At 62.8% G+C, this 13,123-nt stretch carries 13 protein-coding genes; 10 read left to right on the top strand and 3 right to left on the bottom strand.

The window, feature by feature from the left end; genetic code table 11:
* Positions 1 to 79: 79 nt before the first annotated feature.
* From CK219_RS31690 to CK219_RS15290, 9 genes are all read left to right on the top strand, one after another.
* Positions 80 to 217 (top strand): hypothetical protein, encoded by a 138-nt coding sequence (locus tag CK219_RS31690; protein WP_176477023.1) that lies wholly within the window; start codon positions 80 to 82, stop codon positions 215 to 217.
* Positions 218 to 690: 473 nt separating this feature from the next.
* Complete coding sequence (locus CK219_RS15325) at positions 691 to 1,890, top strand: N-acetylmuramoyl-L-alanine amidase (RefSeq protein WP_224712837.1); 1,200 nt, start codon at positions 691 to 693, stop codon at positions 1,888 to 1,890.
* Positions 1,891 to 2,121: 231 nt separating this feature from the next.
* Positions 2,122 to 4,578 carry a penicillin-binding protein 1A gene (locus CK219_RS15320; protein WP_095767601.1) on the top strand — a complete coding sequence of 819 codons (2,457 nt, stop codon included), beginning with the start codon at positions 2,122 to 2,124 and terminating at the stop codon, positions 4,576 to 4,578.
* A 137-nt stretch (positions 4,579 to 4,715) separates the two neighbouring features.
* A protein-coding gene (gene prfB, locus CK219_RS15315) for a peptide chain release factor 2 (protein ID WP_141245365.1) occupies positions 4,716 to 5,847 on the top strand; the annotation gives its coding sequence in 2 pieces (ribosomal slippage) (positions 4,716 to 4,781 and positions 4,783 to 5,847; 1,131 coding nt in all).
* 31 nt (positions 5,848 to 5,878) lie between these two features.
* Positions 5,879 to 6,283, top strand: coding sequence for a GFA family protein (locus CK219_RS15310; RefSeq protein ID WP_095767599.1), 405 nt, complete (start codon positions 5,879 to 5,881; stop codon positions 6,281 to 6,283).
* Between the two features lie 293 nt (positions 6,284 to 6,576).
* Entirely contained in the window at positions 6,577 to 6,954 is a 378-nt protein-coding gene (locus CK219_RS15305; protein WP_095767886.1) for a hypothetical protein, read from the top strand.
* A 261-nt stretch (positions 6,955 to 7,215) separates the two neighbouring features.
* Positions 7,216 to 7,584 carry a GFA family protein gene (locus tag CK219_RS15300; protein ID WP_095767598.1) on the top strand — a complete coding sequence of 123 codons (369 nt, stop codon included), beginning with the start codon at positions 7,216 to 7,218 and terminating at the stop codon, positions 7,582 to 7,584.
* A gap of 137 nt (positions 7,585 to 7,721) precedes the next feature.
* On the top strand, positions 7,722 to 8,372 hold the full coding sequence (locus CK219_RS15295; protein WP_095767597.1) for an OmpA family protein: 651 nt from the start codon (positions 7,722 to 7,724) through the stop codon (positions 8,370 to 8,372).
* A 252-nt stretch (positions 8,373 to 8,624) separates the two neighbouring features.
* Complete coding sequence (locus CK219_RS15290; protein ID WP_095767885.1) at positions 8,625 to 9,233, top strand: hypothetical protein; 609 nt, start codon at positions 8,625 to 8,627, stop codon at positions 9,231 to 9,233.
* Positions 9,234 to 9,326: 93 nt separating this feature from the next.
* Here the strand turns inward: CK219_RS15290 and CK219_RS15285 are convergent, their stop codons facing one another.
* Positions 9,327 to 10,868 carry a DEAD/DEAH box helicase gene (locus CK219_RS15285; RefSeq protein ID WP_176477022.1) on the bottom strand — a complete coding sequence of 514 codons (1,542 nt, stop codon included), beginning with the start codon at positions 10,866 to 10,868 and terminating at the stop codon, positions 9,327 to 9,329.
* 291 nt (positions 10,869 to 11,159) lie between these two features.
* The gene (locus CK219_RS15280; RefSeq protein ID WP_095767596.1) at positions 11,160 to 11,933 is read right to left on the bottom strand and encodes an NAD kinase; all 774 of its coding nucleotides are present in this window, start codon (positions 11,931 to 11,933) and stop codon (positions 11,160 to 11,162) included.
* A 245-nt stretch (positions 11,934 to 12,178) separates the two neighbouring features.
* Between CK219_RS15280 and CK219_RS15275 the strand changes: the two genes are divergently transcribed.
* Positions 12,179 to 12,343, top strand: a complete 165-nt coding sequence (locus CK219_RS15275) for a hypothetical protein (RefSeq protein WP_224532355.1) — start codon at positions 12,179 to 12,181, stop codon at positions 12,341 to 12,343.
* Between the two features lie 19 nt (positions 12,344 to 12,362).
* On the opposite strand, the gene CK219_RS15270 is transcribed toward CK219_RS15275, so the two are convergent.
* A complete protein-coding gene (locus CK219_RS15270; RefSeq protein ID WP_095767594.1) occupies positions 12,363 to 13,121 on the bottom strand; it encodes an MBL fold metallo-hydrolase in 759 nt (252 codons plus the stop codon).
* Positions 13,122 to 13,123: the final 2 nt, after the last annotated feature.

Here is a 13,123-nt window from a genome sequence, read left to right as displayed (position 1 = left end):
GCCGGCAGCCGACGGCCGCAGCTGGCGTGGCAATGCCCGCCGCTGTGCGCCTGTATCTGTGTGCATGCCGGATAATTGAATGTCCGCCGGCCGCCGCTTGAGCGCAATGGCGGTGCCGCCCGCAGCCATTACGGCGCGGTTTGATGCGGACCTTTCCATGATTGCGCTTGAAGCCATCGGCACCCGGCAGAACCTTTTGAACCAAAGCCCGGGCTAAGCCGGACCAGCTTGTTTGCTCATAAAGAGCCGGCGCGGGACAATCCCGGCCGTTTTCCTCACGCAAGCGATTCCCCCGCCACGAGGGCACGCCTGCGAAAATCGTCGCGACCACCTGAGCCTGGAAGGGTAAAGGAGCCGCCTTTGCATCCAGCCTTTGGCAGGAAACTGCTGAGGCGAGCGGTTCCAGGATTGCAGTGATCCAATGTCGCTTTTATGATTTGGCGGGATGGAAGGCAACCCCGATTTCGGATGCCGGCAAAAAGCGCTTCCCCTGGGGAAGGCGCCTTCATCCCGCTCTATGAAAGGCTTGGTTAACCTTCTCTGAATACCAATCGTTAATCGAGTTGGCGGCCTGACAGGCATTCTGCGAGAAGACCGGGCGCAATGCGTCAAACCGGGAGCGACGGATAAGAGATGGGATCGGCGGGCGCCGCAAACAAGAGAGGTGGGGCCGCCGGGCATCTCCTGCGCGTGACCTGGACTGGCTTGCTGCTGGCGGTCCTGTCCTGTTTCGCCGCCGCCGTGCACGCCGAAACCTTGCTTGGCGCGACCGGCTACAAGATGGCCGGCGACGCCGCCAAGATGCGCATCGTCGTGAATTTCGACCACGAGCCGGACGTCAAATGGTTCCTGCTGCGCGGTCCCAATCGCCTGGTCGTCGATCTGCCGCGCACGCGATTCGCGCTCGACGCCAAGGATGTGAAGCCGCGGGGTCTTGTACGGGCAGTTCGCTACGGCGATCAGGGACATGGCTCGCGCCTGATCCTCACCGGCAAGGGCCCTTTCGTCATCGACAAGCTCGACGTGCTCAAGAATGACGACGGCAGCGGCTACCGCATCGCCATCGATATGTCGGCTGCCTCCGAGCGGGAGTTCGACGAAGCTCTCGCCAACCAGTCGCTGACCACTGGTTCGACGGTTTCGACCGAAAAAGGCGAACGGGTCGGCACCGGACCGGTCTCGGCGCCCGGCCATCGCTTCACGGTGGTTATCGATCCCGGTCATGGCGGCGTCGATGGCGGCGCCGAAAGCTCCGCCGGCACGGTCGAGAAGGACGTCACGCTCGCTTTTGCCAAGGAACTGCGCGACAAGCTGGCCGCGGTCGGCAAATACGATGTCTACATGACGCGGGACAACGACGTGTACCTGGCGCTCGACGAACGCGTGCGCATCGCGCGCCAGCACGAGGCCGATCTTTTGATCTCCGTCCATGCCGATACCATCGCCGTCAAAGGTCTTCGCGGCGCCACGGTCTACACGCTTTCCGACAAGGCTTCCGACCCGGAAGCCCAGGCGCTCGCCGATCGCGAGAACCTGTCCGACCAGTTCGCCGGAATGAAGATCGAGGACGACAACAAGGAAGTCACTGACATTCTGATCGACCTGATCCGCCGGGAGACCCATGGTTTCTCGATGAGCTTCGCCCACACACTGGTCGGTCAGCTGTCGACCAGCGTCGGCATGATCAACAATCCGCAGCGCTCGGCCGGCTTCAGGGTGCTCAAGGCCCCGGACGTGCCGTCCGTCCTGGTCGAGCTCGGCTACCTCTCCAATAACAAGGACGAGGCGCAACTGCTGAACGCCGACTGGCGCGGCAAGGCGGCGCAAAGCATAACCAATGCGGTTGCCCTGTTTGCCGCCGCCAAGGCCGGAACCGCGACGGGCGGCTGACCCGCCGGAACCTGCCCGCAACCGCTGGGCGCCTGCAACCGCAAGCAGCGTTGCATGACGACAACACCCGGCGTTATTATTCGGCAACCGAGTCCTCAAATTTCGCGCTGCCGTATTTTGTCCACATGGCCGCTACATGGGTTTTTCGATTGCGGATTGGGACCGCCCCGGGAAGCTTGCGCGACTGTCGGCTTCGTTTAGGAAATTCCCGAACCTCGGACTGGAGCGGGCATGATTCGTCTCATCGGCTATTTCTTTGGCATCGGCACGACGCTGGCGCTGCTGGTGGCGGCCGGTCTTGCCATCTATATCAGCCATCTGACCAAGGACCTGCCCGACTACGAGGTTCTGGCCAAATACGAACCGCCGGTGACGACGCGCATCCATGCCTCCGACGGCGCGCTGATGGCTGAATATGCGCGCGAGCGGCGTCTCTATCTGCCGATCCAGGCCATCCCGGACCGCGTCAAGGCCGCCTTCATGTCGGCCGAGGACAAGAACTTCTACAACCATCCCGGCATCGACATCACCGGCCTTGGCCGCGCCATCGTCGTCAACCTGCAGAATTTAGGTTCCGGCCGGCGCCAGGTCGGCGCCTCGACGATCACCCAGCAGGTGGCGAAGAACTTCCTGCTCTCTTCTGATCAGACCTATGAGCGCAAGATCAAGGAGATGATCCTGGCCTTCCGCATCGAGCAGGCCTATTCGAAGGACCGCATCCTCGAGCTCTATCTCAACGAAATCTTCTTCGGCTTTGGCGCCTATGGCGTCGCGGGCGCCGCGCTCACCTATTTCGACAAGTCCGTCAACGAACTGACAGTCGCGGAAGCCGCCTATCTCGCCTCGTTGCCGAAGGGCCCGAATAACTATCACCCCTTCAAGCACGCCGACCGTGCCCTGGAGCGCCGCAACTGGGTCATCGACCAGATGGTCGAGAATGGCTACGTCACCCGCGAGGAGGGCGACAAGGCAAAGGCCGAACCGCTCGGCGTGACGCCGCGCCGCAACGGTTCCTACCTGTTTGCCGGCGAGTACTTCACCGAGGAAGTCCGCCGCCAGATCATCGCGCGCTACGGTGAGAATGCGCTTTACGAGGGCGGCCTGTCGGTGCGCACCACACTCGATCCGAATGTCCAGCTTATCGCCCGCAAGGCGATGCAGAACGGCCTGCTCAAATACGACATGCTGCGCGGCTATCGCGGTCCGGTGACGCATATCGACGTCTCCGGCGACTGGGGCGTGCCGCTCGGCAACGTGAAGGGTCTCGAGGATGTTCCGGAATGGACGCTGGCCGTCGTCCTCGACAGTTCGGCAACCGGGCTGACCATCGGCATCCAGCCGACGCGGCAGATTTCCGGCGATCTGGTCAAGGAGCGCGTCCAGGGCACCGTCAGCAAGGAGGACATGGGCTTCGCCATGCGCCACTTCGTCAACGGCAAGTCCGTCAGGGCGAAGTCTCCGGCGGAAGTGCTGGAGCCCGGCGACGTGATCTTCGTGCAGAAGAACGACGGCTCCGACAACACCTACATGCTGCGCCAGGTGCCGGAGGTCGAAGGCGGCCTCGTCGCCATGGATCCGCATACCGGCCGCGTGCTGGCCATGGTCGGCGGCTTCTCTTACGCGCAGTCGGAATTCAACCGCGCCACACAGGCGATGCGCCAGCCCGGTTCCTCGTTCAAGCCGATCGTTTATTCGGCGGCGCTCGACAATGGCTACACGCCGGCTTCGGTGATCATGGACGGCCCGATCACCATCCAGAGCGGCAACACCACCTGGACTCCGAAGAACTATGACGGCACGGTCGCAGGCCCGGCCACCTTGCGCTCGGGCATCGAAAAGTCGCGCAATCTGATGACCGTGCGGCTGGCCAACGACATGGGCATGAAGCTGGTCGTGGAATATGCCGAGCGCTTCGGCGTCTACGATCATCTGGCGCCCTATCTGCCGATGGCGCTGGGCTCGGGCGAGACGACCGTCATGCGCATGGTGTCGGCCTATTCGATCATGGCCAATGGCGGCAAATCGATCAAACCCTCGCTCATCGACCGCATCCAGGACCGTTACGGCAAGACGGTGTTCAAGCAGGACGAGCGCGGCTGCGAAGGCTGCAACGCCACCGAGTGGAAGAACCAGACCGAGCCGGAGCTGGTCGACAATTCCGAGCAGGTGCTCGATCCGATGACGGCATACCAGATCACCTCGATGATGGAGGGCGTCGTGCAGCGCGGCACCGGCGCCACCATCGGCGAGCTCGGCCGCCACATCGCCGGCAAGACCGGCACGACCAATGACGAGAAGGACGCCTGGTTCATCGGCTTCACCCCGAACCTCGTTGTCGGCCTCTATATGGGCTATGACACGCCGCGCGGCCTTGGCCACGGCGCCACCGGCGGCGGCTTGGCGGCCCCGATCTTCAAGGATTTCATGCGCGTTGCGCTCGACGGCAAGCCGAACACCGACTTCCAGGTTCCCGACGGCATGAAGCTGATCGCAATCAACCGCAAGACCGGCATGCGCGCCGCCGAAGGCGATCCGAACACCATCATCGAGGCTTTCAAGCCTGGCACCGGTCCGGCTGACAGCTACTGGGTGATCGGCATGGGCGCGGATGGCTCGAACGGTTCGGGCGGAGCGCTGTCGCCGCAGGCCAACCAGGCCATCCAGGACGGCGGCGGCGGCCTCTACTGACGTTGCCGGATTTGGTGATGGGCCGGCAGGGTGGTGCCGGCCCATTTCGCTTTACAGGCAGCGATGCCGTGCCTATGTATCGCGCCTATTCCGAAAAGACCGAAAAGACCGAAAAGAACAGGACCGAACCAAGAGCCATGCGCGCGGAAACGCTCAACATCGTCGACGAGATCAGGCAGGCGATAACCCTGCTGAGGAGGCATCTTTGACTGGGATCAGGCTGTAAAGCGGCTTGAATACCTGAATTCGCGCGCCGAGGATTCCAGCCTCTGGAATGACCCCATCGAAGCGCAGAAGCTGATGCGGGAGCGCCAGGAGCTCGAGGACGGCATCGCTGCCGTCAAGGGGATGACGCAGGCGCTGGAAGACAATATCGGGCTGATTGAGCTCGGCGAGGAAGAGGGCGACGACGCCATCATCGCGGAAGCGGAGGCGGCGCTGCGTTCGATGCAGGGCGAGGCGAAGGCGCGCCAGGTCGAAACGCTGCTGTCCGGCGAGGCCGACGCCAACGACACCTATCTCGAAATCCATGCCGGCGCCGGCGGCACCGAGAGCCAGGACTGGGCCTCGATGCTCCTGCGCATGTACACACGCTGGGCCGAGCGCCGCCGCTTTAAGGTCGAGGTGCTGGAAGTCCATGACGGCGAAGAAGCGGGCATCAAGTCCGCCACCGTGATGATCAAGGGCCACAACGCCTATGGCTGGCTTAAGACGGAGTCCGGCGTCCATCGCCTGGTGCGCATTTCGCCTTACGACAGCAACGCGCGGCGCCACACCTCCTTCGCCAGCGTCTGGGTCTATCCGGTTATCGACGACTCGATCGAGATCAATGTTTCCGAATCCGACGTGCGCATCGACACCTATCGTTCCTCGGGTTCGGGCGGCCAGCACGTCAACACCACCGACTCGGCGGTGCGCATCACCCATCTGGCGACCGGCATAGCGGTCGCCTGCCAGGCCGAGCGCTCCCAGCACAAGAACCGCGCCAAGGCTTGGGAAATGCTGCGCTCGCGGCTTTACGAGGAAGAGCTGAAGAAGCGCGAGGCGGTCGCCAATGCCACCGAGGCGTCGAAGAGCGATATCGGCTGGGGCCACCAGATCCGCTCCTACGTGCTGCAGCCCTATCAGCTTGTGAAGGATCTGCGCACCGGCGTCGAAAGCACCTCGCCTTCGAGCGTGCTCGACGGCGACCTTGACGAATTCATGGAAGCCTCGCTCTCGCATCGCATCGAGGGCGGCGCAGGCGAAGCGGTGGCGGACCTCGACTAGTACGCACCCGTTGCAGGAGCGGAGGAAGCCGGTGTCTACGGTACTTGCGGGAAAATGCTTCTGCGGCGCCGTCCACTATGAGGTTGCGGACGAATTCGTTTACGCGGCGAACTGCCATTGCTCTAACTGCCGGCGCACGACGGGCTCCGCGTTCAAGCCGTTCGCCGGTATCGAGCGCGACAAGTTCCGGCTCATCGCGGGCGAGGGCGGGCTGCTGATCTTCGGCGACGAGAGCGGCCACGACGCGCATTGCGGGCGATGCGGCTCGCTCATCTATTCGTTGGTCCGCGACGGCGCCTACGTGCATGTCGCCATGGGCACGCTGGTCGACGATCCGGCGATACGGCCGAGCGCGCACATTTTTGTCGGATCCAAGGCGAAGTGGTTCACAATCGCTGACGACCTGCCGCAGTATGATGAGCACGTTCCCGACTGAACGTCTGGAACCAGCTTGAGCCGAATCTCGTTGTCGGGCACCAGATCCGCGCGGCTAACCGCTCATTAACCAAGCCGACGCACGATTCTGGATAGCAGAGGTTGGCGTGAAGCGCGGCATTGCCGTTGCAAGCGGATGCTTGCGCCAGCCAGGGAATCAGCCCAGCCTTCGGGCTGGGTAAAAAGCATTTATGGCCGGATGCGGCATATCTGCGACCGACGATCCGGCCACTGGGAAGACACGTTCCGGGAACGGGCAAGCGAAAACGCTTGATGCTCGAAAGGAACGCTTCGATGTCTGCTGCCATATCAAGATCGGCCCAAGCCGTTCGACCGGCTGGCCGACTTTTGTTCTCCCTGTTCGCCGTTGGAGCGATCGCGGCGCTGGCGCCGCCGGCTGCTGCGCACGATGCCCAGCCCACGGCGGCCATGCCGCAAGGCTGGAAATATCCCTTTGCCTGTTGTGCCAACTACGATTGCAAGGAGGTGCCGCAGTCATCGATCAGCGAGCGGCCCGAGGGCTACGTCATAAAAGGTACGGGCGAGGTGGTGGCTTATGCCGACAAGCGGGTCAAGAATTCGCCCGACGGCGAGTACCACTGGTGTGCGCACCAGGCCGGGCTCGACGCCGGCAAGACCATCTGCCTGTTCGTGCCGCCTCCCTCTTACTAGGGCTCTGAACCTGCCGCGGAAGGCGAGGCGCTGGGGCTCGATCCACGGCAGGAGAAGGCTGCCGACCTTGCTGACAGACGGTTGTCAGGACGGTTTCTTTATGTTGCCTTGCACCGAGCAATTCCAGGAAAAGTGCGTAGCGGTTTTCCGTCCGGAATTGCGTGAATCCAGAGTGCGCAATTCCAGGAAAAGTGCGTAGCGGTTTTCCGTCCGGAATTGCGTGAAACTAAGGGCGCGGCGGACAACGGAGAGGTTGAGTCCATGACCATCAGGGGAAGCTGTCACTGCAAGGCGACAACCTTCGAGGTTGCCGAGGCGCCGCGGACGGTGACGCAATGCACATGCTCGTTCTGCTCGAAGCGGGGCTCGTTATGGGCCTACTATGTGCCGTCGCAATTCAAGCTGACGAGCCCGCCGGAGAATGTCTCCTTCTATCGCTGGGGCTCAAAGACGGTGAAGCATGGTTTCTGCGCCATTTGCGGCTGCGGCACCTTCACCGAGACGCCTGATTGGTCGACCGGAGAGCCGGATTTCGACAACCCGAAGATCAGCGTCAATTCGCGCCTGTTCGATGATTTCGATCTGGACAAGGTCGAGGTGGTGGTCATCGACGGCAAGAATTTGTGGTAGAGCCGACACGGGAGCCACCGCCGGACTTTACCGGCGGCATTCCCGTTCCGTTTTTCGCCGCATTTCATGCTACAAGGCTGCGGAAGGGCTGATTTGGCGCGGTCGCAAAGGCCGCGAATTGGAGAGGGACCAATCTCATGAAGAAGACTGTGCTCGTCGCCGTGGCGACGGCTCTATTGGTGAGCGCCTGCACCACCACCGATCCGTATACCGGCGACCAGAAGATCTCCAACACGGCGGCCGGTGCCGGCCTCGGCGCCCTGGCAGGTGCCAGCCTTGGCCTGCTGGCCGGAGGCAACGACCGCCGCAACGCGTTGATCGGCGCCGGCATCGGCGCGCTCGCCGGCGGCGCGATCGGCGCGACGATGGACCAGAACGAGGCCGAGCTTCGCCGTCAATTGCAGGGCACCGGCGTCAGCGTCACCCGCAGTGGCGACCAGATCATCCTCAACATGCCGTCCGACATCACCTTCAATGTCGACCAGGACGCGGTGAAGCCGGGCTTCTATCCGGTGCTGAATTCGGTCGCGCTGGTGCTGAAGAAATTCCGCCAGACCACTGTGGACGTGTTCGGCCACACCGATTCGACCGGCAGCGACGAGCACAATTTCGACCTGTCGCAGCGTCGCGCGCTTGCCGTCGCCAACTACCTGTCCGGCCAGGGCGTCGATCAGCGCCGCTTCGCCGTCACCGGCTTCGGCAAGACCCGCCCGATCGCATCCAATGCGACCGCCGCCGGCCGCGAGCAGAACCGCCGCGTCGAAATCCAGCTGTCGCCGCTCACCTGAGAAAACGGCGCGCAGAGGCGCAATTCCATCAAGACAAACGGCTCCGAAGGGGGCCGTTTTTGTTTGAAATGGCCCAAAGATGGGTTCGAAGGCCTTAGGACATTAGTTTGTTCTAATTAATGCTTTTCCAGAACCAGGGAAAGGACTAACATTCTGCTGTTCCAGAGGGGACGGGGCGGTCAATCGGCCGCGCAATCAACATCTACCGCCCCGGTCTTGCACGGCCAGATCAAGAGAATCTGGGAGGAATGCATGACAAGAACAGCTCGCTTGGGGCGCTGCGGCGTCCTCGTTTTGACATGTCTTATCGGCACATCGTTCGGGCTCGCTTCGGCCCAGGCCGAGGACGCCAACAAGGCCGACATCGAAGCCTTGAAGAAATCGCTGGCCAAGTATGAAGATTACACCGCCGCTGTTCGCGACCTCTATTTGTCGACCGTCGGCTGCATCCACTATGGCGGCGAGAAGATAGACGGCGCTATGTACTATCAGAAGGGCGCGATGGGCATCCATTTCGTCAACGTTCCGAGCGTCGGCAAGCCGCTCGACCCAATGAAACCCAACGTCCTGATCTACGAGCCGACCAAGAAAGGCTTGAAGCTGGTCGGGGTGGAATGGCTGGTGCCGCTGACGCCGGACACCAAGGAGGTGCCGACGCTGTTCGGGCAGAAATTCATGGGGCCGATGGAAGGCCACTACCCGCTCATTCCGAGGGAGTTCGTCCACTACGACCTGCATGCATGGCTGTTCAGGGACAATCCGAACGGCATGTTCAGCCCGACGAACCCGAACGTGAAATGCAGCAAGGCCGAGTTCCCGATGCTTGAGAAGCCGACCAAGATGATGCCGGGTCCGATGTAGGCATCGCCTTTGGCTGAATTGGTCCAGGCGAAGCCAAAAACGAAACGGCCCCGTGTGGGGCCGTTTTCAATTCAGGCTACGCTGATATCGGCTTCAGACCTTCGCGACGATCCGCATGAAGGCCGGCACGTCGTCGCCGAAGCCGACGGTTGCGTCGTCTTCTTCCTGACGATGGCGGCCGGGGCGGTCGCGCTGCGGACGGGCGTCGCCGCGCTGCTCGTGACGGCTGCCAGGGCCCTTGCGCTCGTTCTCGGAACGGATCGCGTCCTTGCGGGCGCGGCGTTCGGCGATGTCGGCCACTTCGGCGACAGGCTGTTCCTCACGCGCGGCATCGGGCGTCTCGTCGCGCTTGGCGTGACGGTCCTTCTTGCGCTCGCCCCGGTCCTTGCGGTCCTCGTCCTTGCGGCCGGCGCGACGCGGGGCGCCGCGGCCGCGGCGCGGCTGCTCCTCGCCCTCGCTCTCGGTCACGGTCGACAGGTCGCCGTCATGCCACTCGATCTTGGTGCCGATCAGCCTCTCGATGGCGTCGACATATTTGGTGTCGGAGCGGGTGGCGATGGTGAAGGACTTGCCTGCGCGTCCGGCGCGGCCGGTGCGGCCGATGCGGTGGACGTAATCCTCGGCGTGGATGGGCACGTCATAATTGAAGACATGGCTGACATCGGGAATGTCGAGACCGCGCGCTGCGACGTCCGAGGCAACGAGGTAGCGCAGCTTGCCGTCGCGGAAATTGGCGAGCATCTGCATGCGGGCGCGCTGGTCCATGTCGCCATGCAGCGCGCCGGCATCGAAATCATGCTTCAACAGCGAGCGGAACAGCTCCGACACCTCGACCTTGCGGTTGCAGAAGATGATGGCGTTCTTCAGATCGGCGTCTTCGGCCTTGATCAGATCGCGCAGCGTCTCGCGCTTTTCCCAGGGTTTCGAGCCGGACTTGACCAGCCGCTGCGTGATGCTGGTCGCCGTGGAGGCGGCCTTCGAAACCTCGACGCGCACCGGCGCGTGCAGGAACTTCTCGGTGAGCTTGGTGATCTCCGGCGGCATCGTCGCCGAGAAGAACAGCGTCTGGCGCGTGAACGGGATCATCTCGCAGATGCGCTCGATATCGGGAATGAAGCCCATGTCGAGCATGCGGTCGGCCTCGTCGATGACGAGGATCTCGACGCCGTTGAGCAGAAGCTTGCCGCGCTCGCGGTGGTCGAGCAGGCGGCCGGGCGTCGCGATCAGCACGTCGGCGCCGCGCTCGAGCTTCTTGTCCTGTTCGTCGAAGGAGACGCCTCCGATCAGCAGCGCGATATTGAGCTTGTGGTTCTTGCCGTATTTGATGAAGTTTTCCTCGACCTGCGCGGCGAGCTCACGGGTCGGTTCGAGGATCAGCGTGCGCGGCATCCGGGCGCGCGCCCGGCCCTTTTCCAGGCGCGTCAGCATCGGCAGCACGAACGAAGCGGTCTTGCCGGTGCCGGTCTGGGCGATACCCAGCACGTCCTTGCCGAGCAGCGCATGCGGGATGGCGCCGGCCTGGATCGGCGTCGGCGTGGTGTAGCCGGCATCGGTGACCGCGGAGAGAACCTTCGGCGACAAGCCGAGGTCTGAGAATGTCAACGCTTCTTGAGCGATCGTGGTGTCTGAGGACAAGTGTTTGTTGTCTTTGTTGGTTGGGAAAATCGCGACACAGTAGCCGCGGCAGGCGCCGCGCGCCTGCAAGATCGGTGTTGCAGTTAGGCGCAAGCCCTCGATTTGTCAACAGAAACGGACCGAAATACAGCGATTGTGAAGACGTAACCTTAATCGCGATGCTTAAAGCGCGTCGAGCTGAAACGGTTGAGGCTCCGCGCTTTATATCTTTGCTTGATCACGCCGTATGCCCAAAACCGCTGCGCGCTTTTGGGCGACACGCATTGATCGAAACAATATCCTTGCGCCGGCTCAGTAGCGGAACTGCTCGGCAAGGATACGCTCGTTCCAGGAATGGTTCGGATCGAACAGCAAAGTTGCCGTCGCCGTCGGCGATTCCCGCACGGTGACGGAGGCCACCGCCTTGACCTCGGTATGATCAGCCGCGGCATTCACCGGGCGCTTTTCGGCTTCCAGGATGTCGAAGCGCACGGTCGCCTTGTTGGACAGCAGCGCCCCGCGCCAGCGGCGCGGCCGGAAAGGACTGACCGGCGTCAGCGCCAGAAGCGGCGCATCGAGCGGCAGGATCGGCCCATGCGCCGACAGATTGTAGGCAGTGGAACCGGCGGGCGTCGCGATCATCACGCCGTCGCAGTTCAGCTCCTCCAGCCGCACCTGGCCGTCGACGGTGATGCGGATCTTCGCCGTCTGGTAGGATTGGCGCCACAGCGCCACCTCGTTGATGGCCGGCGCCGAAATCGTTTCGCCGTCATGCGTCACAGCGACCATTTCCAGCGGCCGGATCGTCTCGGAGACGGCGTTGGCGATGCGGTCCTCGAGGCCGCCGGCGCGATATTCGTTCATCAGGAAGCCGATGGTGCCACGGTTCATGCCGTAGACCTTCTTGCCCGTGCTCATCGTCTCGCGCAGCGTCTGCAGAAGAAAGCCGTCGCCGCCGAGCGCGATGATGATCTCGGCATCCGCGACAGGCACCTGTCCATAGCGCGCGGACAGGCTTTCCAACGCCGCGCGGGCGTCGTCGGTGTCGGAAGAAACGAAGGCGAAACGGCTGGCGGCTTTGCTCATGGCTCCCGGAGGGCGACCGTCTGGGGGGCCGCGCCGGCGACGGCGTAGCATGCGGCGCCCACGTCTGTGAAGGGCGCTGCGCCGGCCGGGGGGCACACCCGACAATCGCGCTTCGTGACAGCCGCGACATGAATGTGATGGCTGCTATGGTTAAGGCGAAGCTTAAACACTCGTAAAGCCGGATCGATCATGTTAGCCGACAGTGGATGGGTTGGCGGGGGCTAGCCAGTCGAGAGACCTGTCTATTGCCGGTAACGCGTCTGATCATAGTCTTCCTGATGATGGGAAGTTTCGCGCTGATGTTCGCCGAGCTGGTGCGTCATTCCGAAGAGATGAGCCAGCGGCCGCAACCGACAGCTTCCCGCTGCGGCGACGCCACGGGAACGCTTTGCCCGCAAAGGGCGCTGTAGGCTTCGCTTCCCTGATCGCTCAGCCGCTCTGCAAGTGGCACCCGGCCTTGCGTTTGCCCGCGACATACTCATCGATGAGTTGCCGGTAGCGCACCTTGCCGAAGCTTGGGAAATGGCCGCCATGCACGACCGAGACGTCGAGCTCGCGCACGGCAACCAGCGTTGCGACATAATCCTCGATATTTGAGTGATAGACGTCGTCGATCAGCGGCCCGTCATAAACTATGTCGCCGGACAGCAGGATGCCGGTCTTTTTCTCATAAAGCGCGATCCCGCCGGGCGAGTGTCCAGGCGTGTGGATGACCTCGAAGGCTCGGTCGCCGAGGTCGACCATATCGCCATGATCGAGCAGCCGGCCCGCCGGCGCGGGCAGGATGCGGTAGCGCGCCGTATCCCATCCTTCAGGCGCACCGTCGAACATCTGCTCATTGGCGTAGCGGTCCGCCACCGTCCATTCATTGCGCGGATCGGCGAGGATTGCCGCTTCGGCGGAGTGCACGCAGCGGTCCGGGAATTCGTGATGGCAGCCGATATGGTCGAAATGCGTGTGGCTGGCCACGCAGGTAAGCTTGCGCTCGCTCACCAGCGGCACATGGCGTTTCAGGCTGAAATGGCCGAGGCCGGTGTCGAACAACAGGTCGCGGTCGCGCCCGCGCACATGCCAGATGTTGCAGCGGAAGAACGGTTTTATCCACGGCTCATGGATGAGCGTGATATCGTCGCCCATGCGGATGATTTCGTACCAGTCCGGAGCCTCGATGACCGGAAGCATACCCATGG

It is taken from the genome of Mesorhizobium sp. WSM4313 (genome assembly GCF_002294725.1).
GTDB lineage: Bacteria > Pseudomonadota > Alphaproteobacteria > Rhizobiales > Rhizobiaceae > Mesorhizobium.
The sequence above is the reverse complement of the archived record's forward strand: the minus strand, read 5'-3'. Positions and strand labels throughout refer to the sequence as shown.

What these genes read in the sequence shown, in the direction of transcription:
- CK219_RS15270 (WP_095767594.1), bottom strand. Translation starts at nt 13,121, where the DNA reads ATGGGTATGCTTCCGGTCATCGAGGCTCCGGACTGGTACGAAATCATC.
- CK219_RS31690 (WP_176477023.1), top strand. Translation starts at nt 80, where the DNA reads ATGTCCGCCGGCCGCCGCTTGAGCGCAATGGCGGTGCCGCCCGCAGCC.
- CK219_RS15295 (WP_095767597.1), top strand. Translation starts at nt 7,722, where the DNA reads ATGAAGAAGACTGTGCTCGTCGCCGTGGCGACGGCTCTATTGGTGAGC.
- CK219_RS15305 (WP_095767886.1), top strand. Translation starts at nt 6,577, where the DNA reads ATGTCTGCTGCCATATCAAGATCGGCCCAAGCCGTTCGACCGGCTGGC.
- CK219_RS15300 (WP_095767598.1), top strand. Translation starts at nt 7,216, where the DNA reads ATGACCATCAGGGGAAGCTGTCACTGCAAGGCGACAACCTTCGAGGTT.
- CK219_RS15290 (WP_095767885.1), top strand. Translation starts at nt 8,625, where the DNA reads ATGACAAGAACAGCTCGCTTGGGGCGCTGCGGCGTCCTCGTTTTGACA.
- CK219_RS15280 (WP_095767596.1), bottom strand. Translation starts at nt 11,933, where the DNA reads ATGAGCAAAGCCGCCAGCCGTTTCGCCTTCGTTTCTTCCGACACCGAC.
- CK219_RS15320 (WP_095767601.1), top strand. Translation starts at nt 2,122, where the DNA reads ATGATTCGTCTCATCGGCTATTTCTTTGGCATCGGCACGACGCTGGCG.